Origin of the sequence: Candidatus Pantoea gossypiicola, assembly GCF_008632075.1 — a bacterium.
GTDB lineage: Bacteria > Pseudomonadota > Gammaproteobacteria > Enterobacterales > Enterobacteriaceae > Pantoea > Pantoea gossypiicola.
Genome location: NZ_VWVM01000025.1, coordinates 23173 through 44821 on the forward strand (window position 1 = coordinate 23173; position 21649 = coordinate 44821).

The window sequence follows — 21649 nt, forward strand, 5'->3', positions numbered from 1 at the left end:
TCTCCGCCTCTGCTTTAACGGCGTGCGTCGACCAGTTGCACCATCATGTCGATATGCGCCTCATCGGCGTTCAGCGCAGGGATATACTCAAACTTCTCACCGCCGGCATGCATAAAGATTTCGCAGTTTTCACCACTGATCTCCTCCAGCGTTTCCAGGCAGTCAGACGAGAAGCCCGGACTCATAACCTGAACATGTTTGATCCCTTTGGCAGGCAGGCCTTCCATCGTTTTGTCGGTATAAGGCATCAGCCAGGGCTCACGACCGAAACGCGACTGGAACGTCATCATGTACTGATCTTCACGCAGACCCAGCGCGTTGACCAGTGCCGCCGTGGTATCGGCACAGCGCTGCGGATAGTCATCACCTTCGTTGGCGAAGCGCTGCGGAATGCCGTGGAACGACAATACCAGCAGATCGGGCTGACCGTGCCGCTCAAACGAGCGCTCTACCGTCGCTTTCAGTGCAGCGATATAGGCCGGATGTTCGGCGTAGTCACGGATAAACTGCACATCGGGCAGCGAACGATACCCTCTGAAGACGGTGGTCAGGCCATCCCACACCGCGGCCACGGTAGAGCAGGAGAATTGCGGATAGAGTGGCAGTACAATCAGGCGGGTGACGCCCTGCCCCATCAGCTTATCCACCGCGCTTTTCAGGCTGGGATTGCCGTAGCTCATGCCCAGTTCGACGGGCATATCGACACGTGCTGCCAGAGCGTCACGCTGACGTTTGCTGTAGACCAGCAGCGGTGAACCGCCTTCCATCCAGACCGATGCGTAGAGCTTTGACACGCGCGGCGAGCGAAACGGCAGAATGACAGTATTAAGAACCGGCCACCAGAGCCAGCGCGGTGCATCGACCACGCGCGGATCGCTTAAAAACTGTTTCAGATAGCGTTTAACTGCAGGTGTGGTTGGGGCGTCTGGCGTACCTAAATTAACCAATAACACGCCGGGCTTATCTTGCCTCATTTGAGTTCCTTGATGACAACGGGGATGCGTGAAAACAGGGAAATTGTAGCGGAATTAGTGGGAGGTAAAAGCAATTACTGCAAAAGGGGCCAGTGATACCGGCCCCATTGAGCTTAGCCGAGGATCTTAGCCAGCTCGGCACTCACTTCGGTCACTTTACGGGTGCCGTCGATTTTGTGATAGGCGGTGTTGCCCGCTTCGGCTTCTTTGCTGTAGTAAGCAATCAGCGGCGCGGTCATCTGATGGTATTCCACCAGGCGCTTACGCACGGTCTCTTCCTGATCGTCTTTACGCGTGGTCAGCTCTTCGCCTGTCACATCATCTTTACCTTCCACTTTCGGTGGATTAAAGGTGACGTGATAGACGCGGCCAGAAGGCGTATGCACGCGGCGGCCAACGATACGTTCAACAATCAGCTCGTCCGGTACAGCGAACTCCAGCACGTAATCAACGTTGATCCCGGCCTCTTTCATTGCATCTGCCTGAGGAATGGTGCGCGGGAAACCGTCCAGCAGGAAACCGTTTTTGCAGTCTTCCTGAGTGATACGCTCTTTAACCAGCGCAATCACCAGCTCATCGGTCACCAGTTTGCCAGCATCCATGATGGCTTTCGCCTGGTTACCCAGCTCGCTGCCTGCTTTTACTGCTGCACGCAACATGTCGCCAGTGGAGATTTGCGGAATGCCGTACTTCTCCATGATGAATTGGGCCTGAGTCCCCTTACCTGCGCCCGGAGCTCCGAGCAGAATAATACGCATTGCGTAAATCCCCTTGCGAATCGCATTGATCTATCTTAGAAGCGGAAGAACATACCATTATGACCCGCTCATCACAAGGAAGGGCGAGGATCACTCAGGATGACTTTACCCTCTTTATGGACCTGAACCCGACCCGGCTGGCTGGCCTGTCGCATTTTCAGATTTACCGCCTGCGCTGAGCAGAAATGGCGGGATGCCGCACAGCCATAAAAAAAAGCCGGTGATCATCACCGGCTTCAGACTGCTGAAAAACTTTATGCTTTTAACGGGGTTCATCTGCTCGAAATTGATGCTGAACAGAATCAGACAGACAGCTTCAAAGTCAAAGCGATGGGAGCATACGCCTGAAGCAAAGCATCGCGGGCCAGGGATGGCGGCTTTTTACGTCTTTGCGTAGGGCGTATGCGCCCTGAGCCAGCGCTGCATTTGTCACTACAGGCCGGTGAAAACCACCGGCCGGTTACCCTTATGCGGTCAGCAGCTGGTTCATGCGACGGATAAACTGGTTAGGATCGTCCAGCGTGCCGCGCTCGGCCAGCAACGCCTGATCCAGCAGCAGTTCAATCCACTCACCAAAGCGTGTTTCATCCTGCGTATCGGCAACACGCTTCACCAGCGGGTGATCCGGGTTGATTTCAAACAGGTACTTCACTTCCGGCACGTCCTGTCCGGCCGCCGCGAACAGCTTCGCCATCTGGGTGGTCATCTCGTTGGCATCGGTGGTGACGATCGCTGGCGTGTCGGTCAGACGATGGGTCAGACGCACCTCTTTCACGCGTTCGCCCAGCAGATTTTTCACACGCTCAACAAACGGCTCCAGCGCTTTTTCCGCCTCTTTCTGCTCTTCGGTCTCTTCATCCGCCAGCTTGCTCAGCGACTCATCCGCTTTGCTGACCGACTGGAAGGTTTTACCGTCGAACTCAGTGAGGTAGCTCATCATCCATTCGTCAATGCGATCGGAGAGCAGCAGCACCTCAATACCTTTCTTGCGGAACAGCTCCAGATGCGGGCTGCTCTTCGCAGCGGCATAGCTGTCAGCAGTGATGTAGTAAATCTTCTCCTGACCTTCCACCATGCGGCTGACGTAGTCTTCCAGCGAAATGGTCTGTGCTGAACCTTCGCTCTGAGTGGTGGCGAAGCGCAGCAGTTTTGCAATGGTTTCCTGGTTGGCGTTATCTTCCGCCGGACCTTCTTTCAGCACCAGACCAAACTCATTCCAGAAGGTCTGGTATTTCTCGTTATCCTCTTTCGCCAGTCTTTCCAGCATTTGCAGGGTACGCTTCGTCAGCGCAGCACGCAGGCTCTGGGTCACGCGGCTGTCCTGCAGAATCTCACGGGAGACGTTCAGCGGCAGATCGTTTGAGTCAATCAGACCACGCACAAAGCGCAGGTAGTTCGGCATAAACTGCTCAGCGTCATCCATGATAAAGACGCGCTGCACGTAGAGTTTCAGGCCATGCTTCTGATCGCGATTCCACATATCGAATGGCGCACGCGCCGGAATGTAGAGCAGGCTGGTGTACTCCTGCTTACCTTCCACCCGATTGTGGCTCCAGGCGACAGGATCGCTGTAGTCATGAGCGATATGCTTGTAGAACTCGTTGTACTCGTCGTCGCTGATCTCAGACTTGTTGCGGGTCCACAGCGCCTGGGCTTTGTTGATTTTCTCCCAGTGCGTTCCTTCACCCTCTTCATCTTTGCTCTCGATCTCAACCGGCAGCGCGATGTGATCGGAATACTTGCTGATGATGCTGCGCACGCGCCATGCGTCCAGGAACTCATCCTCGCCTTCGCGCAGATGCAGGGTGATCTCAGTACCGCGATCGGCTTTCTCGATCTCAGCCAGGGTATATTCGCCCTCGCCCGCGGATTCCCAGAACACGCCTTCATCGGCTGATGCGCCAGCAGCACGGGTACGCACTGTGACTTTGTCCGCCACGATAAAGGCAGAGTAGAAACCGACACCGAACTGACCGATCAGCTGGCTGTCTTTCGCCTGATCGGAGCCGAGAGATTCCAGGAAAGATTTGGTGCCTGATTTGGCGATAGTCCCGAGATTCTCAATGACCTCATCGCGACGCATACCGATGCCGTTATCACTGAGCGTGAGGGTACGGTTGTCCTTATCAACAGAGAGACGAACACGCAGCTCGCCATCACCTTCATACAGGCTGGAGTCTGACAGCGCACGGAAGCGCAGTTTGTCTGCCGCATCGGAGGCGTTGGAGATCAGCTCACGCAGGAAAATCTCTTTGTTTGAATAGAGAGAATGGATCATCAGGTGCAGAAGTTGTTTTACTTCCGACTGAAAGCCACGGGTCTCTTGTCCTTTCATGGTCATTGCTACCTCAACAAAACAGGTTGAACAAACGTTGAGGTTGATGTGGGGATGACAGGAGGAATTTCAAGCCGGTGTCTGTCACAACACCGGCAAGTGATTAAAATTTAAACTTCTGGCGGCCCGCCAGTGAATGGGACAGCGTGGTGCCATCCACCATCTCAAGCTCTCCGCCAACCGGCACACCATGCGCGATACGGCTGGCGTCAACGCCATACTGGCCACAGAGCTCCGCGATGTAGTTGGCGGTTGCCTCGCCTTCTACCGTCGGGTTGGTCGCGAGGATCACTTCCTGCAGGGTTTCACTCTCCAGTCGCTGCTCCAGACGGTCCAGACCGATATCCGCCGGACCGATGCCGTCGAGCGGCGAAAGATGCCCCATCAGCACAAAGTAGCGACCGCCAAACTGGCCGGTTTGCTCAATGGCGTGGATATCTGCCGGGCTTTCCACCACGCAGATTTGACCATTCTGCTGACGCCGTGGATTGGCGCAGATGGTGCAAATTTCCTGCTCGGTAAATGTCCGGCAGTCGGCACAGTGTCCGATCTCCGACATCGCGCGGGTCAGCGCCTGCGCCAGCCGCATGCCACCGCTGCGATCGCGCTGCAGCAGCTGAAAAGCCATGCGCTGTGCCGACTTCGGCCCAACGCCAGGCAGACAGCGCAGCGACTCCATCAATGATTCAAGCAGTGGACTGGTTTGCATCAGAACGGCATCTTAAAGCCAGGTGGCAGCTGCATGCCTGAGGAGACAGACGCCATCTTCTCTTTCTGGGTTTCATCAATGCGACGTGCGGCATCGTTGAACGCGGCGGCAACCAGATCTTCCAGCATGTCTTTGTCATCTTCCAGCAGGCTGGGATCGATTTCCACGCGACGGCAGTTGTGCGCGCCGTTAATGGTGACTTTTACCAGGCCAGCACCGGACTCACCGGTCACTTCAAGCGCGGCGATCTCTTCCTGAACTTTGGCCATTTTGTCCTGCATCTGCTGGGCCTGTTTCATCAGGTTGCCCAATCCGCCTTTACCACCAAACATAGTTTTCTCTCTCAGCTGAGGCTACAACGCTATCGTTACGATAGCAGCAGCGTGTCTAAACAGGTCGGATACTCTCCTCATCCAGATCGGCATCAAAAAATCGCTGCAGCGTCTGAATGTGGGTATCACAGGTGATCGACTGACGCGCCTGCGCCAGTTTCTCTTCGTAAATGGCCTGACGCCACTCCAGTGGCGTCAACACCGATGAATTATCGTCTTCAACGACAGAGAGTTCAACTTTCTGCCCGGCACTCTGGCTAAGCACATCGCTTAACACCTGCTGCGCCGACGGTGAATTAAGGTGACGCTGGCTGCTGCGCAGATGCAGGCAGACGCCATTTTCGGTTGTCTCTTTCCAGGCATTTAACGCCAGCTGCTGCACCAGCTTCGGCAGCGGCAGGGTTGCAATCTCTGCGGCCCAGGGATCGCGCTGCTGCGCTTCTTCCGCCAGGCGCGCCGCCAGCTCAGGGGTTTTCTCATGCTCCAGTGCGGAACGCAAGGCCTTAGGCGTCGCCACCGGTTCCGCGACTTCAACCGGCTGATTAACCGCTTTCCAGCGGTATGCTTCCTCTTTTACCGGAGCGGCCGGCTCACGATCGCGGATACGCTGCTGACTGCGCTCGGTAACCGAGGCCAGCCGCTCCAGCGCGGAGTTGGCCGGCCGCGCACCTGGCGCCGCCGGCTCACTCTTTTTTGGTTTGTTCGCTCCCTGACGCAGCAACTGCGTGCGCGCCTGCAGGAGCTGGCTGGTGGAGCTGGAGAGTGCCCTGTCAGGCGATGCATCCGATGGCGGCGCAGGCTGCGGAGCCGGGTCGGGCGCGGCCATCTGTGGCTGAGCGGCAACCTGCTGTTGCGGCGCAGGTATCGGCTGCTGAGGCTGCTGCGCTACGGGCGATCTTGACTGAGCAGGTGACGATGTAGCTGGCTGTGCTGCCGTGTGTCGTGCTACCGGCGCAGGACCGGATGGTGCCGGTGACGTCTGCGCCGGAGCAACCGGTGCCATCTGTTCCGTTAACGCGGGACGCGCAATGGGTTCTGCCACCGCCGCTTTAGGATGAAACGCCAGGGCGCGCAGCAGCGTCATCTCAACACCCATGCGGCGATCGGGCGCAATCGGCAGATCCTTGCGGCCCATCAGCAGGGTCTGATAATAGAGCTGCAGATCGGCGGGCGGCACCACGCGGGCCAGTTCACGCAGCCGGATCGCATTGCTTTCGTCATCGTCGTTGAGCGAGGCCGGCAGCAGTTGCACCATCGCAATCTGGTGCAGCAGGCGCAGCATCTCCACCAGCAACGCCTCCCATTCTACCCCGCGTGAGGCGGCCTGGCTCAGCAGGTTCATCACCTGCTGACCGTCACCGTCAACCAGCGCCTCCAGCAGCCCCAGCGGCTGCTCATCATCCAGCGTGCCGAGCATGACGCTGACCGTGCTGCTGGTCACTGCGCCCTGCCCCATGGCAATCGCCTGATCGGTAAGGCTCAGCGCATCGCGCATACTGCCATCGGCGGCGCGCGCCAGCAGCTGCAGCGCCCGGGTTTCGCTCTCAATCTGTTCCTGCTTCAGCACATGTTCAAGCTGCTGACGGATTTGATCAACATCCAGCGCTTTGAGGTGGAACTGCAGGCAGCGCGAGAGAATGGTCACTGGCAGTTTCTGCGGATCGGTGGTCGCCAGCAGGAATTTAACGTGTGAAGGTGGCTCTTCCAGCGTCTTTAACAGCGCATTAAAGCTGTGACGCGACAGCATGTGTACTTCATCGATCAGATAGACTTTGAAACGGCCACGCGCCGGCGCGTACTGCACGTTGTCGAGCAGATCGCGGGTGTCTTCAACTTTGGTACGTGATGCGGCGTCAATCTCAATCAGATCGACAAAACGGCCCTGCTCAATTTCACGGCAATTATCGCACTGACCACAGGGTGTGGCAGTGATGCCGGTTTCGCAGTTAAGGCCTTTGGCCAGCAGACGCGCAATGGTGGTTTTCCCTACGCCGCGGGTGCCGGAGAAGAGATAAGCATGATGGATGCGTCCCAGAGACAATCCATTCGCCAGCGCCGTCAGAACATGTTCCTGACCGACAACATCAGCAAAAGCCTGGGGACGCCATTTTCGCGCAAGTACCTGATAGCTCATGTGGAGTTCGACGAAGTTGGATGGAAAGATGAGCGCAGACGCTCTGCAACCCCTGTATAAGATTGCAGTAGTCTATCAGCTACGCTTTTGGCTGGCACTCGTTATCTTGACACCAGAGGCGTGACGGCCTCGCCGGGTGGCAAGGCCAAAAGCGTGGCTTAGTGGCCGGGGAATTTAACCAGGCTGTAGCTCTCAACACCCAGGGCATTAAGACGTGATTCTCCGGTCAGATCGAACAGGTTAATAATGAAGGCTGCGTCTTTCACTTCACCGCCAGCACGGCGAATCAGTTTAACAGTCGCTTCAATGGTCCCGCCGGTCGCCAGCAGATCGTCAACCACCAGCACCAGATCGCCTGGCTGGATGGCATCTTTGTGCAATTCCAGCTTATCGGTGCCGTATTCCAGCTCATAGGATTCACTGTAAACCTCACGCGGCAGTTTGCCAGGCTTACGAACCGGAACAAAACCGACACCCAGACCTAATGCCACGGGTGCACCAAACAGAAAACCGCGCGCTTCCGTGCCCACGACTTTGGTGATGCCTTTATTACGGTAACGCTCAACCAGCAGCGCAATCGACGCGGCGTAGGCTTTCGGATCTTCCAGCAGGCTGGTGACATCGCGGAACAGGATGCCTGGCTTAGGATAATCGGGGATACTTTTAATGCTGTTTTTAATGAATTCAAGCTGCTGCGCAGTGTCGGTCATAATGATACGCCTGGTAAAAAATTCTGTTTCGCGCAGCTTCAAAAGCGCTAATACCTGGTAAAAGGCTCAGCGGAAGTCAATTCACAAAGGGAAGCCACGCACGAAGACGCCCAAATCTAAGCAAATGACCGGCTAAATGCAACTTTATCGCGGCGGCGGCGGTGCGTCCGCTGTTTCTGCCACCACCGGAATACGCCACATAAACAGCAGCAGCGCCGCCAGCATGATCAACAGCATGATGCGAACCCAGAGCTGATGCACCAGAAAAAGTGAGAGACTAAAGGTGGCGACAATCAGGCAGATAGCGCGCACTTTAGCACCCGGCGGCATGGCGCGATGCTGTTGCCAGTGACGCAGATAGCGGCCAAACGGCGATTTCCACAGCAGCCAGTGATGGAAACGCGGCGATGAACGGGCAAAACACCAGGCCGCCAGCAGCATGAATGGCGTGGTGGGTAATAAAGGTAATACAATGCCCAGCGTCCCCAGCACAATGGCCAGCCAGCCGAGGGTTATTAACAGAATGCGTTGCATGAATCTCGCCCAGCTCTTTCCTCATCCGCGTACGTTAGCACAACTCAGGGCCAGACGATGAGTGCGATCGCTGTACAACAGCGGCTGCACCAGCTCCTTGTCGCCCTGCGTCAGGAGATTGCCCGCCATCCCGATGGCGTTTGCCGTCTGCCACGTTTTGATACGCAGCTATTTCAGACCAAAGGCACGCGACTGGCGGATTATCTGCAGGAGGTGGAGCAGAACTTCGCCCGGTTGTGCGACAGTAGCCATGACCTGGCCCGCAGTGCCTGGCTGGCTGAACGCCTGGTCGATCAGATTGCCGCCCTGCAACGCGAGGCGAGCACCCAACAGTTGCGTACCCGACGCGAACAGCCAGTAAAGAACCCACGCGCGACCAGATATCAGGAGTACCGTGAATTTGAACGGCGTTTACTGGCGATGATCGACCAGCGTGAGCAGCGGCTGGCGCTCGCTGAAACTCTGGCGGTGCAGCATCAGCTTAAGCAGGATCTGGAAACGTTAGAGGGACGACTGGCACGCTGTCGACAGGCGATTCGCTCAGTTGAGTGGGCCTCGTCATTGCGCGGCAGTGAAAACGCCGAATAAAGCGCAGCGTGACAAAAGCGCTTCTATACTGGGTGTAATTCAGCGCGGAGACGAAAAATGGGCTTACTGAGCTGGCTGCTATGCGGGCTGCTACTGGGATTGCTGAAGCGTCTGCTGATGCCGGGACGACCCGGCGGCCTGATGGCGACCCTGACGCTGTCGATAATCGGCGCACTGATTGGCGGCTATATCGCCACCTATTTTGAACTGGGCTCGCTGGCAACGTTGCATGCTGGCGCGCTGGGTATGGCCATTCTCGGCACAGTGTTGATGCTGCTGGTCGCCGCCCGCTTACGTATTTAGGAGAAAAGATGTCACTGGAAAACGCCCCTGACGACGTCAAACTGGCAGTGGATCTGATTCAGCTTCTGGAAGAGCATCAACTGCCCGTTGAAACGGTGCTCTCAGCTCTGGCCATGGTGCAGCGCGATTTCGAGAACAAGCGCGATGGGCAACCTGCTTAGCGCTGAGCAGTCAGCGTCGGACTAAGACGCAACATATCAATAAAGGCATTGACCAGCGTTGGCGCGTCAGCGGCTAAGTCAAAACTTTCGGGCGCAAACAGCCAGCTTTCCATCATGCCATTAACGTAACCACGCAGGATAAGTGCGGCCTGACGCGTACTGAGACTGCCTGGAAGTTGTCCGGCTTCAATGCACTGACGCAGGACATCTTCGATTTTGTCGTAGCACTCCAGCAACAGGCTCTGCTGCATACTCTTCATCGCCGCCATTTCGCCAACAAATTCGCATTTATGGAAAATGATCTCCATTAAGGCGCGGCGCTGAGGATCCTTTGCTGTCGCTTCAAAGATATAGACCAGCATTGCGCGCAACACTGAGAGTGGATCGCCAGGGTATTTTGTCTGATACTCAAGTTCCACATCGTCCAGACCGGCATCACAACGAAGCCATATTTCATGTAAGAGATCGGCTTTGTTTTTGAAGTGCCAGTAGATTGCCCCGCGCGTGACACTGGCAGCGGTGGCAATATCGGCCAGAGACGTGGCTGAGACGCCCTGTTGCGAAAACAGAACAAGGGCGGCATCAAGAATTTGATGCCGCGTTTCAAGTGCTTGCGCTTTGGTTTTTCGTGCCATAGGGGGCTTTTTTTACAAACAGGTAAGTTTACATACATTTGTGAATGTATGTACCATAGCACGACCTGCGACTTGACACAGCAATGGGTTTTTCAGTTTGTGATCCATTGACCAATTGATATCGGACACTAGAGGTTTATTTATGAATAAAATCAGAGGATTATCGCCTCTGGCGGCCGTCCTGATGCTATCAGGCAGCTTTTTGTTAACAGGATGTGACAACAATAAATCCGAACAAGCCGCCCAGCAACCGCCAGCTGTGGGTGTCGTGACCCTGAAAACTGAACCCCTGAAAATTTCGACTGAACTACCAGGCCGTACCTCAGCCTATCGTGTGGCTGAAGTCCGTCCGCAGGTTTCCGGTATCATTCTGAAGCGTAATTTCGTTGAAGGCAGTGATGTCAAAGCAGGTCAGTCTCTTTATCAGATCGACCCCGCGACCTATCAGGCCGCTTACGACAGCGCGAAAGGGGATTTAACCCAGGCGCAGGCGAATGCTCGCATCGCTCAGCTGACCGTCAAGCGCTATAAACCGCTGCTCGGCACTAAATATATCAGTCAGCAGGATTACGACACCGCCGTTGCCACTGCCGCGCAAAACGATGCTGCCGTGCAGGTAGCAAAAGCCAATGTTGAAACGGCCCGTATTAACCTGGCCTACACCAAAGTGACCTCGCCTATCAGTGGCCGCATCGGTAAATCCTCTGTTACCGAAGGTGCTCTGGTCCAAAGCGCACAAACCACTGCGCTGGCTACTGTGCAACAGCTTGATCCCATGTATGTCGACGTGACCCAGTCGAGCGAAGATTTCATGCGCTTACGTTCAGAACTGGAATCGGGTCAGCTGAAGCAGAACGATGGAAAAGCCAACGTGACGCTGCTGATGCAGAATGGCAGCAGCTATGCACAGACCGGTACGCTGGAGTTCTCTGACGTGACCGTTGATGAAACCACCGGCTCCATCACCCTGCGCGCCATTGTTCCGAACCCGAACCACACGCTGTTACCGGGCATGTTTGTTCGTGCGCGTCTGGATGAGGGGATCAACCCGAATGCATTGCTGGTGCCGCAACAGGCAGTCACCCGCACGCCAACGGGTCAGGCAACCGTAATGGTCGTGGGTGCAGATAACAAAGTCGAATCACGTCAGGTCACCACCTCTCAGGCGATCGGTGACAAGTGGTTAGTGACCGACGGCGTTAAAGCAGGCGAACGTGTGATCAGCACTGGTCTGCAGCGTGCCAAGCCGGGCGCACAGGTTATTCCACAAGAAGTCTCAGACGATGCGAAAGCGGCACCCGATTCAAAGCCGCAGTCTGACAAGTCATCGTCATAACAGGAGCCGTTGATTCATGGCTAAGTTCTTTATCGATCGCCCCATCTTTGCGTGGGTGCTCGCCATCATCATCATGCTGGTCGGTGCGCTATCGATTCTCAAACTTCCGATCGAGCAATATCCCAATGTTGCGCCGCCGGCGATTGAGATTCAGGCGACCTACCCTGGTGCGGATGCAAAAACGCTGCAGGACTCGGTGACGCAGGTCATTGAGCAGAACATGAACGGTATCGATGGACTGATGTATATGTCCTCGAGCAGCGACTCATCCGGTACGCTGACCCTGACTATCTCTTTTGAGTCAGGTACAGATGCGGACATCGCACAGGTTCAGGTGCAGAACAAACTGCAACTGGCGACGCCGCTGCTGCCGCAGGAAGTGCAGCAACAGGGGATTCAGGTTAAAAAATCCTCCAGTAGCTTCCTGATGGTTGCGGGCTTCATCAGCGACGATGACAATATGACGCAGAATGATATTTCTGATTTCATTTCATCGTCCATCAAAGATCCTATCAGCCGTACCAAAGGCGTGGGTGATACCCAGGTATTCGGTGCGCAGTACGCGATGCGTATCTGGATGGATCCGCACAAGCTGAACAACTACAACCTGACACCGGTCGATGTGATCAGCGCGCTGAATACTCAGAACACCCAGGTCGCTGCCGGTCAGTTGGGCGGTACGCCTCCGGTTCCGGGCCAGCAGCTTAACGCCTCAATCATTGCCCAAACCCGTCTGACCTCAACGGATGAGTTCGGTAAAATTCTGCTCAAAGTGAACGAGGATGGTTCTCAGGTTCGTCTGCGTGATGTGGCCAGAATTGAGCTCGGCGCAGAAAACTACGAAATTATTGCCCGTTATAACGGCAAGCCTGCATCCGGTATTGGTATCAAGCTGGCCACCGGTGCGAATGCGCTGGATACCGCTAATGCAGTAAAAGCCGAACTGGCCAAATTGCAGCCAACGTTCCCGGCCGGGTTAAAAGTGGTCTATCCGTATGACACCACACCGTTCGTTAAGATCTCGATTTTCGAAGTAGTGAAAACGCTGATCGAAGCCATTGTGCTGGTGTTCCTGGTCATGTACCTGTTCCTGCAAAACTTCCGCGCCACGCTGATTCCTACCATCGCCGTGCCCGTGGTATTGCTGGGTACGTTTGCCGTTATCAGCGCGTTTGGTTATTCGATAAATACCCTGACGATGTTCGGGATGGTGCTGGCCATCGGCTTGCTGGTGGATGATGCCATCGTGGTAGTCGAGAACGTCGAGCGCGTCATGGCGGAAGAAGGATTGCCGCCAAAAGAAGCCACCAAGCGTTCCATGGAGCAGATTCAGGGCGCGCTGGTCGGTATCGCGCTGGTGCTTGCTGCCGTATTTATTCCGATGGCGTTCTTTGGTGGTTCGACTGGCGTTATTTATCGTCAGTTCTCAATCACTATCGTTTCAGCGATGGCGCTGTCGGTGCTGGTCGCCTTTATTCTGACACCTGCGCTCTGCGCCACCATGCTGAAGCCGGTTAAAAAAGGCGAGCACGGCAAAACCACTGGTTTCTTCGGCTGGTTCAACCGGATGTTCGATAAGAGCACCAATCACTATGTCGACAGCGTCGGTCACATGATTCGCAGTACGGGTCGCTATATGGTGATCTACCTGGTGATCGTGGTCGGTATGGCGTTTCTGTTTATGCGACTGCCCTCTTCATTCTTACCGGAAGAGGATCAGGGTCTGCTGCTGGCTCAGGCACAGCTGCCAGCCGGTGCAACCCAGGAACGTACGCAGAAAGTGTTGGATCAGGTAACGGATTACTTTCTGACGCAGGAGAAAGACACGGTTAAATCGGTGTTCACCGTTAACGGCTTCGGCTTTGCCGGTCGTGGACAGAACACCGGTATCGCCTTTGTCAGCCTTAAGCCATGGGATGAGCGAACCGGCAGCGACATGAAAGTTCCGGCGATTGCTGGCCGTGCCATGCAGGCACTGGGCGCGATCAAAGATGCGATGGTCATTCCGTTCAACCTGCCAGCGATTATCGAACTGGGTAACGCGACCGGCTTTGACTTTGAGCTGATCGATCAGAACAACCTCGGCCACGATAAGCTGACGGAAGCACGTAATCAGCTGTTCGGTATGATTGCGCAGCATCCTGATACGCTGGTGGGTGTTCGCCCTAACGGGATGGAAGACACCCCGCAGTACAAACTGACTATCGACCAGGAAAAAGCGCAGGCGCTGGGCGTATCACTGAGTGATATCAATACCACGCTGGCAGCCTCCTGGGGCGGCTCCTACGTAAACGACTTTATCGACCGTGGTCGTGTGAAGAAAGTTTACGTCATGGGTAATGCGGACTCCCGTATGCTGCCGGACGACATTGGTAAATGGTATGTGCGTAACAGCAGTGGAACTATGGTGCCCTTCTCGGCCTTCTCGTCAGCGAAGTGGCAATATGGTTCACCGCGTCTTGAACGTTACAACGGTCTGCCTGCGATGGAAATTCTGGGACAGGCCGCACCAGGCAAAAGCTCCGGTGCAGCAATGGACCTGATGGAAGAGCTGGCGGCGAAGCTGCCTGCGGGCATCGGCTATGACTGGACTGGCATGTCCTATCAGGAACGTCTGTCAGGCAACCAGGCACCTGCGCTCTATGCCATCTCGCTGATTGTCGTCTTCCTGTGTCTTGCTGCACTGTACGAGAGCTGGTCGATTCCCTTCTCGGTCATGCTGGTTGTTCCACTCGGGGTCATCGGTGCGCTGATCTTTACCACGCTGCGTGGCCTGAGTAATGACGTCTACTTCGTGGTGGGGTTACTGACAACCATCGGCCTCTCGACCAAGAACGCCATCCTTATCGTCGAATTTGCCAAGGATTTGATGGATAAAGAGGGTAAAGGGCTGTTTGAAGCAGCGCTGGAAGCTTGTCGTATGCGTCTGCGTCCTATCCTGATGACGTCGCTGGCGTTTATTCTCGGGGTACTGCCACTGGCGATCAGTACCGGTGCCGGTTCCGGTTCGCAAAACGCCGTAGGTACTGGCGTTATCGGGGGCATGGTCACCGCGACTATACTGGCGATCTTCTTCGTTCCTGTGTTCTTTGTGGTGGTGCGCCGCCGCTTTGGCAAGAAAAAAGACGAATCATCCAAAAGTCATCCGGTTGAGGCTGACCAGACTCACTAAGCTATAAATTATCTGAGGCCGCTTGCGCGGCCTTTTTTTATGCCTGCGATTCTGTCCTTCTCATTTATTCACTCTTCATTTTTACTGACTTACTGCCCGTTGCAATCCTGGTCAGTGCGGCGCATAATAATGTTATATTATAACATTACATAGGCAGGCATTATGAAAGCAAATATCCATCCTCACTATCGTCACGTGGTCTTCCATGACACATCAGCTGACGTTTATTTCAAAATCGGTTCGACCATCAAAACCGATCGCACCGTAGAGTTTGAAGGTGAAACGCTGCCCTACGTCACGCTGGATGTGTCGTCGGCCTCACACGTTTTCTATACCGGCAAACAGAAAGATTTCGCCAAAGAGGGCAGCACCGCGCGCTTTAATCAGCGTTTTGGGCGCTTTCTGGGCCGTAAATAAGGAAAAGATTCATGCAGGTTTTGAGTTCGCTGCGCTCAGCAAAAAATCGTCATCGGGATTGCAGAGTAGTGCGCCGCAAGGGACGGATTTACGTGATCTGTAAAACAAATCCACGCTTTAAAGCCGTACAGGGAAGAAAGAAAAAACGCTAGTGTGTGTCGTGATGACTGGCCGGGCTTGCCCGGCCTTTTTTATGCTTAGCGCATGCTCTTCAGCATGGTATTCACGTTATGTCTAAAGGCCGCCTGATAAGTGGCTGCCGGACCAGAGGCCGTGGATAACGCTTCCGGATAGAGTTCCCCACCCGGCTCGGCTCCGGTGGCGCTGGCAATCTGTTTTACCAGGCGCGGGTCAGTCTGGTTCTCGATGAAATAGCGATTGATATGCTGCTGCTTTAATTGGTTGATTAAGCTACCCACGTCACTGGCACTCGCTTCCGCTTCAGTAGAGAACCCTACCGGCGCAAGAAACGTCACGCCATAGCGCTGTCCAAAGTAACCAAACGCATCATGGCTGGTCAGCACTTTCCGCTTGTCGACAGGCACAGCATCAAAGGCTGTTTTTGCCCAGCTATCCAGCGCCTCCAGTTGTTGAATGTAATTCTGACCACGCTGACGAATGGCCGCGGCATCTTCAGGATCGGCTTTGACCAGCGCATTCATTACGTTAGTGGCATAGATAACGCCGTTCTGCATGCTGTTCCAGGCGTGAGGATCGGTAACGGTTTTGCCCTCCTCCTCCATGCTGCGGGTGGTGACGCCCGCCGAGGCCACAACGGGCTGGCCGCGATATCCGGAGGCGCTGACCAGCCGATCCATCCACCCTTCCAGTCCCAGTCCACTGACAAAAACCAGATCGGCCTTCGCCAGTGCCTGACTGTCCTGTGGCGTGGGTTCAAACGTATGAGGATCGCCATTCGGCCCCACCAGGCTTTTCACGTTGACATGGTCGCCGCCGACCTGCTTAACGATGTCTGCCAGCACGGTAAAGCTGGCCACCACATCCACCGTTTTTGCCATCGCAAAAGGCGTGGCAAACAGCGCCGCGAGCGCCAGGCTAACCGGTAATTTCTTCATAGATACCCCTTAAGATTAATGGCGGCGCAAAATCCCGCCGCACGGCCCTGCAAGAATGGAGAGAAAAAACAGCATGGCGGCGCTCAGCACCACAGCGGGGCCAGCCGGTAATGAAAAGTGCCAGGAGAGCATCAGTCCCGCCAGCGCTGAGATCATTGCCATGAAAATGGCAACCACCAGCATTACGGCAAGATGACGGCTCCAGAAACGGGCGCTGGCGGCAGGCAGCATCATCAGTCCTACCGACATCAGCGTGCCCAGCACCTGAAAGCCCGCGACCAGATTCAGCACCACCAGCATTAAAAACAGACCATGCACCAGTGGCGCGCTCCATTTCCCCTGCGCCCGCAGAAAGTCACCGTCAAATGCGTCGATGACCAGCGGTCGATAGATGATCGCCAGCAGAATCAGCGTGAAGGCAGCGATGCCGCCGACCAGCAGCAGCGCGGCGTTATCCACCGCCAGCAGCGAGCCAAACAGAACGTGCAGCAGATCCACGCTTGAGCCGCGCAGTGAAACCAGCGTGACGCCCAGCGCCAGGGAGCCAAGATAGAACCCGGCAAAACTGGCATCCTCTTTCAGGGGCGTATAGCGACTGACCGCACCAGAAAGCAGCGCCACGGCTAAACCGGCGATCAGGCCACCGATCCCCATCGCAACCAGTGACAGGCCGGAAATCAGATAGCCAATAGCGGCACCGGGCAGCACTGCATGTGATAAGGCATCACCAATCAGGCTCATCCGGCGCAGCGAAAGGAATACGCCGAGTGGCGTAGCGCTGACCGCCAGTGCAAAGCAGGCCACCAGCGCGCGACGCATAAAACCAAACTCAATAAAAGGCTGCATCAGGGTCACGGCGCACAACTCCGCAAAGGGATAGCAGGCTGGCTGATGCAGCTGACCTCACTGTCATCCATCGACATCACGTTACTGAAGTAGCGCGCCACCAGCGGACGATCGTGCAGCACCACCAGCAGGGTTGTGCCGGCCTGCTGTTGTTGCTCAAGGATCGACATCAGTAATGTCACGGTCTTGCTGTCAATGCCGTTGAAAGGCTCATCCAGCAGCCAGAGCTGGCTGCGCTGCAACATCAGCCGTGCAAACAATACGCGCTGAAGTTGTCCGCCTGATAAAGTCGCGGGCTGCGCATCTGCATAATCCCCCATCTGAACGGCCTCCAGCGCCTGCCAGATTTCCCGGCGTAATACCCGGTTAACACCGCCAAACCAGCCGCAGCGAGGCCAGCAGCCTATTGAGACCAGTTCAAATACGGTCAGGGGAAAACGGGTTTCAAGTTCTGTACGCTGCGGCATCCAGCCGATTTCCCGACGCGGAATCTGCAATTCACAATGTCCGGTTATCGGTGGCAACAAACCCGCAATGGTTTTCAGCAGGGTTGATTTGCCACTGCCGTTAGCACCGACTAAGGCTGTCATTGAGCCAGCTGCAAGCTGCCCGGTAACCGGCGGGGTCACGCTCTGTCCCTGATAGCCAGCACGAAGCGTATTGAACCGGATCATGCGCTGATCCCCCATTTTATAGCTACGGCAAGCAGCGCGATGAATAGCACGGCTACACTTAGCCGCCCCCCCAATGACATAAGTAATCCACTCTGACGCATCGCTTCACCAATATGTTATAACATAACAAACAAGATACCGGATATTCCCGTCAGGGAAACGCGGGATTGTGTATCAAAAGATAAACAGCAACGGGACTTACGGCAGGATGCTGGCAGGTACAGTCGCCTGCTGACGCGCAGATTCTGACAGTTTTGTGCTCTGCTGGCTTGCAAAGCAGTTGCAGAAAACCAATGATAGGTTTATTAACGGTTATTAGTGGATCGGATATGCTGTCACGTATTGAATGTGATATTGCCCAGGGCGAATCAGACTGCGCAAAAATAGCAGAGATTGTTCAGCGGAATATTCTCAAAATAACAGATTTGCTGGTGGGAGATTTACGCTGGTACTCACAGAACGCACAGTTAGTTCCAGGCAGTTTAAAAATGGTTTCGGTTGAATACCTGGATATGAATAGTTTTAAATTACTTTACGATTTTGACTGGAATTTATTTAGTCCCTGTCTGGATCTAAATGAAACCGTAACGCAGTCTGAGCAGGTAAACTTTCACATTAAGCCCGGAGCACTTGAGTTTGATGTGATCGACAATCAGCAGCCCTCCCCTGGCGATGAATTGTAATATTTAGTAATGGAGGTGAGCAGAACTAATGGTTTTACACTATCTTTAAGGTATCCCGTTTAATAACTGCCCGAATAATCGCTTCCTGGCCGCGTTATCCAATATCGCCGCCCTGCGGCAACTGTGCTAGCTATGGAGGGGAAAAAGATGGACGAATACTCACCGAAACGGCATGATATTGCCCAGCTTAAATATCTGTGTGAGAGCCTGTTTGACGACAGCATGGCAACATTAACCGACAGCCATCACGGCTGGGTGAATGACCCCACTTCTGAAAGCAATCTGCAGCTTAACGATTTGATCGAACACATTGCCTCTTTCACCATGAATTACAAAATTAAGCACGTTGAAGATGAAGCGCTGATTTCGCAAATCGATGAATATCTTGATGATACTTTTATGCTATTCAGCAACTATGGTATCAATAGTCCGGATCTTCAACGGTGGCAACGTTCAGCAAAACGCTTATTTAATCTGTTCACTGAAGAGTGCGCTTTTCTGCAGCAACCAAGCCATTCATTATAGTACAGACATGAGAACGGTTTATTTATGAACAAAACCCTGACTAAAACTGATTATTTGATGCGACTGCGGCGTTGCCGCTCTCTGGATACCCTGGAAAGGGTCATTGAAAAAAATAAGTATGAATTACCCGAGGATGAATTAGCGGTATTTTACTCTGCAGCTGACCATCGTCTGGCTGAACTGACGATGAACAAGCTCTACGATAAAGTCCCAGGTTCAGTATGGAAATTTGTCCGTTAATCTGACTTGCTGCTACGGTTAATCTCTTCTTAGTACCAGATATTCCTGCCTGCCGGCAAAGGATCGGCCCGGGCGGGTTTTGCCTGTCTGCAGTTTATGGAGAAGAGATAGTGGGAAGGAGAAAATGGTGGGGGCCCTGCCAGCTACATCCCGGCACACGCGTCACCTGCTGCGGCTGCTTCCTTCCGGATCTGACCGAGTTCACAAGCTAGCATTGCGGGAGAACCAACAGGGCCCCCATTGACAAGCCCTCTTTACGAGAGCGGGGGCATTATCTGGGAAGGAGGTGGCAATTGCAAGCGTAGTCGGGACAACCGTTGTTTTCTTGAACAACCGCCGTGCTGATACTGTCTCCTCACCCTCTCCATGCTAAAGTTAAACCCTATTCCTGATGAAAAAAGCAGACGAAATAAGCACATGGATCAGCCTGACTCTTTCCAGCAACGCATCTGGCAAATTGTTGCCGCCATTCCCTATGGGCACGTCGCGACCTATGGCGACGTGGCGCGACTGGCGGGTTCCCCGCGCGCGGCACGTCAGGTGGGCGGCGTGCTGAGCCGGTTACCCGAAGGCACTACCCTCCCCTGGCACCGCGTTGTCAATCGTCACGGCAACATTTCACTACAGGGCGACCGTCTGATGCGGCAGCGGGATGCACTGGAAGCGGAAGGTATAGAGGTCAGTGATGACGGGCAACTCAATCTTGCGACCTGTCGCTGGCAATTTCAGGCAGGATGAAGGGGCGACAACGTCGCCCCGATAAATTAAATACGGGTTGGGGCAGGAACCGCAGCAGATGGCGTCACCTGAGTGGGTGAAGTCGACGGAACCGTCGTCGCTGCGCCCGGCTGGGTTGGCATCGCTACTGACGGTACCGGTACCAGCAGCAGTTCAGCTTTGGTGCCGCCCTGGTTGATAACCGGCTTCACGCCTTCAGTAACAAAGGCCAGCTTGCCGTCGATGGAGATGGCTGCGCTTAACAGAATGCGCGCGTTGGGCTGAATGTCGGCCGGGTTAAACGGTAATACAAACTGGAACGGTGCCTGTTTGCCTTCAGTACGCACCACGCGCTGCGACAGCACTTTTGATGGGGCGTCGGATACAGAGGCATCGGAAAGCGTAACGGTTAATACCGCATCCGGTGGCAGCGCAATGCGCTGGCGGATAAAGACCGAGCCACTTACGTTTGGCTGCGCAATTGCGGCCGTCTGTCCTGCAACTGCAGAACCCAGCGTTGGTGTTGGCACTGGTTTACTCTTGTCGGCACATCCCGCAACAGCAACCGCAATAACTACCCCACTGAACACATGCCTGAGTTTCATTGATGTCGTCTCCATTTGATCAAAATGATTGTCGGCAGCGAATCCTGCTTACAGCGCTTCACTCGCCGTATGTGCTTAATACTGGCACAAAAATGAAATTTTGCCTGGCACAGGCAAAGCGGAAAGTCTGATTGACGTCAACTGGTCCGCTCTTTCACACTGAGCGGGTCACTATATTGAGGAATGCGCCATGAGTCAGGCACTGCAAAATCTGCTGAATTTATTGAATCTGGAAAAACTGGAAGAGGGTTTATATCGCGGCCAGAGCGAAGATCTGGGGCTGCGCCAGGTGTTTGGCGGTCAGGTGGTAGGTCAGGCACTCTATGCCGCAAAGCAAACCGTCGCGGAAGATCGCATTATTCATTCATTTCACAGCTATTTTTTGCGGCCCGGCGATAGCCAGAAAGCGATTATCTATGATGTTGAAACGCTGCGTGATGGCAAAAGTTTCAGCGCACGCAGGGTCAGCGCCATTCAGAATGGTCAGCCGATTTTTTATATGACGGCCTCTTTTCAGTCACCGGAAAGCGGATTTGAGCATCAGAACCCGATGCCGCAGGTGGCGGGACCGGAGAACCTGTTAACCGAACAGGCGATGGCGCAAAAAATGGCGCATCTGCTGCCAGAAAAGTTACGTGAAAAATTCATTGCTGAACGTCCGCTGGAGATTCGCCCGGTGCAGATCCATAACCCGCTTCGTGGACATGTGGATAAACCGGAGCGTCAGGTCTGGATCCGTGCCACCGGCCCCCTGCCCGATGACCTGCGAATCCATCAGTACCTGCTCGGCTATGCGTCCGACCTCAACTTCCTGCCGGTCGCGCTGCAGCCGCACGGTAAAGGCTTTTTAGAGCCGGATATGCAGGTCGCCACGATCGACCACTCTATGTGGTTCCATCGCCCATTCGACTTCACTGAATGGCTGCTCTACAGCGTGGTCAGTACCTCAGCTTCTGGGGCACGCGGTTTTGTCCGTGGCGAGTTCTACAATCAGCAGGGTGTGCTGGTGGCCTCAACCGTTCAGGAAGGGGTAATGCGCCAGCGCAGCGAATAAAGAAAGTAAAAATCCGCCTTCATAGAAGGCGGCTTTGTTTTCCGCCCCATAGGGGCGTACTAAGTTCGGACTCTTAGAGCCCTCTCTTCACACCTCATGAAGCGACAGTTGTTTATCTTCAACTTCATGCT

At 54.7% G+C, this 21649-nt stretch carries 25 protein-coding genes, 1 other RNA gene and 1 other annotated feature; of the genes, 12 read left to right on the plus strand and 14 right to left on the minus strand.

Going from position 1 to position 21649, the window contains the following annotated elements:
• Positions 1 to 14: 14 nt before the first annotated feature.
• The 8 genes from hemH to F3I20_RS21540 form a co-directional block, all read right to left on the minus strand.
• Positions 15 to 974 carry a ferrochelatase gene (gene hemH / locus F3I20_RS21505; RefSeq protein WP_150038610.1) on the minus strand — a complete coding sequence of 320 codons (960 nt, stop codon included), beginning with the start codon at positions 972 to 974 and terminating at the stop codon, positions 15 to 17.
• A 113-nt stretch (positions 975 to 1087) separates the two neighbouring features.
• Positions 1088 to 1732: an adenylate kinase gene (adk, locus tag F3I20_RS21510; RefSeq protein WP_150015566.1), complete on the minus strand. Its 645-nt coding sequence runs from the start codon at positions 1730 to 1732 to the stop codon at positions 1088 to 1090.
• A gap of 466 nt (positions 1733 to 2198) precedes the next feature.
• Positions 2199 to 4073 (minus strand): molecular chaperone HtpG, encoded by a 1875-nt coding sequence (gene htpG, locus F3I20_RS21515; RefSeq protein WP_150015567.1) that lies wholly within the window; start codon positions 4071 to 4073, stop codon positions 2199 to 2201.
• 97 nt (positions 4074 to 4170) lie between these two features.
• Positions 4171 to 4776, minus strand: coding sequence for a recombination mediator RecR (recR, locus tag F3I20_RS21520; protein WP_003850420.1), 606 nt, complete (start codon positions 4774 to 4776; stop codon positions 4171 to 4173).
• Positions 4776 to 5108, minus strand: coding sequence for a YbaB/EbfC family nucleoid-associated protein (locus F3I20_RS21525; protein WP_009091641.1), 333 nt, complete (start codon positions 5106 to 5108; stop codon positions 4776 to 4778). The genes recR and F3I20_RS21525 overlap by 1 nt, the downstream gene beginning before the upstream one ends.
• A 55-nt stretch (positions 5109 to 5163) precedes the next feature.
• Positions 5164 to 7242, minus strand: a complete 2079-nt coding sequence (gene dnaX, locus F3I20_RS21530; RefSeq protein WP_150038612.1) for a DNA polymerase III subunit gamma/tau — start codon at positions 7240 to 7242, stop codon at positions 5164 to 5166.
• Positions 5761 to 5822 (minus strand) — a sequence feature (DnaX frameshifting element). (Overlaps the previous gene by 62 nt.)
• Before the next feature lie 158 nt (positions 7243 to 7400).
• Positions 7401 to 7952, minus strand: a complete 552-nt coding sequence (gene apt, locus F3I20_RS21535; protein WP_013357022.1) for an adenine phosphoribosyltransferase — start codon at positions 7950 to 7952, stop codon at positions 7401 to 7403.
• 144 nt (positions 7953 to 8096) lie between these two features.
• Positions 8097 to 8486 (minus strand): DUF454 family protein, encoded by a 390-nt coding sequence (locus F3I20_RS21540; RefSeq protein ID WP_150015570.1) that lies wholly within the window; start codon positions 8484 to 8486, stop codon positions 8097 to 8099.
• Positions 8487 to 8543: 57 nt separating this feature from the next.
• Here F3I20_RS21540 and priC point away from each other — a divergent pair, with 57 nt between their 5' ends.
• The 3 genes from priC to rsmS are packed head-to-tail and all read left to right on the plus strand — an operon-like array spanning position 8544 to position 9538.
• Positions 8544 to 9074 carry a primosomal replication protein PriC gene (gene priC, locus F3I20_RS21545; RefSeq protein ID WP_150038614.1) on the plus strand — a complete coding sequence of 177 codons (531 nt, stop codon included), beginning with the start codon at positions 8544 to 8546 and terminating at the stop codon, positions 9072 to 9074.
• A gap of 57 nt (positions 9075 to 9131) precedes the next feature.
• On the plus strand, positions 9132 to 9377 hold the full coding sequence (locus F3I20_RS21550; protein ID WP_150015572.1) for a GlsB/YeaQ/YmgE family stress response membrane protein: 246 nt from the start codon (positions 9132 to 9134) through the stop codon (positions 9375 to 9377).
• Between the two features lie 8 nt (positions 9378 to 9385).
• Positions 9386 to 9538: a pleiotropic regulatory protein RsmS gene (gene rsmS / locus F3I20_RS21555; protein ID WP_013357018.1), complete on the plus strand. Its 153-nt coding sequence runs from the start codon at positions 9386 to 9388 to the stop codon at positions 9536 to 9538.
• Here the strand turns inward: rsmS and acrR are convergent.
• Positions 9535 to 10173, minus strand: a complete 639-nt coding sequence (gene acrR / locus F3I20_RS21560) for a multidrug efflux transporter transcriptional repressor AcrR (protein ID WP_150015573.1) — start codon at positions 10171 to 10173, stop codon at positions 9535 to 9537. The two genes, rsmS and acrR, sit on opposite strands and share 4 nt — an antisense overlap.
• A 142-nt stretch (positions 10174 to 10315) precedes the next feature.
• Here acrR and F3I20_RS21565 point away from each other — a divergent pair, with 142 nt between their 5' ends.
• The 4 genes from F3I20_RS21565 to ykgO all read left to right on the plus strand — a co-directional run bounded on the left by F3I20_RS21565 (position 10316) and on the right by ykgO (position 15250).
• A complete protein-coding gene (locus tag F3I20_RS21565; RefSeq protein ID WP_150038616.1) occupies positions 10316 to 11509 on the plus strand; it encodes an efflux RND transporter periplasmic adaptor subunit in 1194 nt (397 codons plus the stop codon).
• Positions 11510 to 11525: 16 nt separating this feature from the next.
• The gene (locus F3I20_RS21570; RefSeq protein WP_150038618.1) at positions 11526 to 14681 is read left to right on the plus strand and encodes an efflux RND transporter permease subunit; all 3156 of its coding nucleotides are present in this window, start codon (positions 11526 to 11528) and stop codon (positions 14679 to 14681) included.
• 162 nt (positions 14682 to 14843) lie between these two features.
• Entirely contained in the window at positions 14844 to 15098 is a 255-nt protein-coding gene (locus F3I20_RS21575; protein WP_033782196.1) for a type B 50S ribosomal protein L31, read from the plus strand.
• Positions 15099 to 15109: 11 nt separating this feature from the next.
• Entirely contained in the window at positions 15110 to 15250 is a 141-nt protein-coding gene (gene ykgO / locus F3I20_RS21580; protein WP_009091664.1) for a type B 50S ribosomal protein L36, read from the plus strand.
• Between the two features lie 45 nt (positions 15251 to 15295).
• Here the strand turns inward: ykgO and F3I20_RS21585 are convergent, their stop codons facing one another.
• Genes F3I20_RS21585 through F3I20_RS21595 form a run of 3 tightly spaced genes read right to left on the minus strand, consistent with a single transcriptional unit; the run spans position 15296 to position 17694 of the window.
• Entirely contained in the window at positions 15296 to 16174 is an 879-nt protein-coding gene (locus F3I20_RS21585) for a metal ABC transporter substrate-binding protein (protein ID WP_150015576.1), read from the minus strand.
• Between the two features lie 15 nt (positions 16175 to 16189).
• A complete protein-coding gene (locus F3I20_RS21590; RefSeq protein WP_150015577.1) occupies positions 16190 to 17029 on the minus strand; it encodes a metal ABC transporter permease in 840 nt (279 codons plus the stop codon).
• Positions 17026 to 17694: a metal ABC transporter ATP-binding protein gene (locus F3I20_RS21595; RefSeq protein ID WP_150038620.1), complete on the minus strand. Its 669-nt coding sequence runs from the start codon at positions 17692 to 17694 to the stop codon at positions 17026 to 17028. The genes F3I20_RS21590 and F3I20_RS21595 overlap by 4 nt, the downstream gene beginning before the upstream one ends.
• 329 nt (positions 17695 to 18023) lie before the next feature.
• Here F3I20_RS21595 and F3I20_RS21600 point away from each other — a divergent pair, with 329 nt between their 5' ends.
• The 3 genes from F3I20_RS21600 to hha all read left to right on the plus strand — a co-directional run bounded on the left by F3I20_RS21600 (position 18024) and on the right by hha (position 19142).
• Complete coding sequence (locus tag F3I20_RS21600) at positions 18024 to 18377, plus strand: hypothetical protein (protein ID WP_150015579.1); 354 nt, start codon at positions 18024 to 18026, stop codon at positions 18375 to 18377.
• Between the two features lie 147 nt (positions 18378 to 18524).
• Positions 18525 to 18902, plus strand: coding sequence for an Hha toxicity modulator TomB (tomB, locus tag F3I20_RS21605; RefSeq protein WP_013357010.1), 378 nt, complete (start codon positions 18525 to 18527; stop codon positions 18900 to 18902).
• A 24-nt stretch (positions 18903 to 18926) separates the two neighbouring features.
• The gene (gene hha / locus F3I20_RS21610) at positions 18927 to 19142 is read left to right on the plus strand and encodes a hemolysin expression-modulating protein Hha (protein ID WP_003850458.1); all 216 of its coding nucleotides are present in this window, start codon (positions 18927 to 18929) and stop codon (positions 19140 to 19142) included.
• Between the two features lie 134 nt (positions 19143 to 19276).
• Here hha and ffs read toward each other — a convergent pair.
• Positions 19277 to 19373, minus strand: an RNA gene (gene ffs / locus F3I20_RS21615) — signal recognition particle sRNA small type.
• Positions 19374 to 19559: 186 nt separating this feature from the next.
• Here ffs and F3I20_RS21620 point away from each other — a divergent pair.
• On the plus strand, positions 19560 to 19880 hold the full coding sequence (locus F3I20_RS21620; protein WP_150015580.1) for an MGMT family protein: 321 nt from the start codon (positions 19560 to 19562) through the stop codon (positions 19878 to 19880).
• Positions 19881 to 19906: 26 nt separating this feature from the next.
• On the opposite strand, the gene F3I20_RS21625 is transcribed toward F3I20_RS21620, so the two are convergent.
• Positions 19907 to 20464: a YbaY family lipoprotein gene (locus F3I20_RS21625; RefSeq protein ID WP_033731772.1), complete on the minus strand. Its 558-nt coding sequence runs from the start codon at positions 20462 to 20464 to the stop codon at positions 19907 to 19909.
• 190 nt (positions 20465 to 20654) lie between these two features.
• Between F3I20_RS21625 and tesB the strand changes: the two genes are divergently transcribed.
• On the plus strand, positions 20655 to 21518 hold the full coding sequence (gene tesB, locus F3I20_RS21630; RefSeq protein ID WP_013357007.1) for an acyl-CoA thioesterase II: 864 nt from the start codon (positions 20655 to 20657) through the stop codon (positions 21516 to 21518).
• Positions 21519 to 21649: the final 131 nt, after the last annotated feature.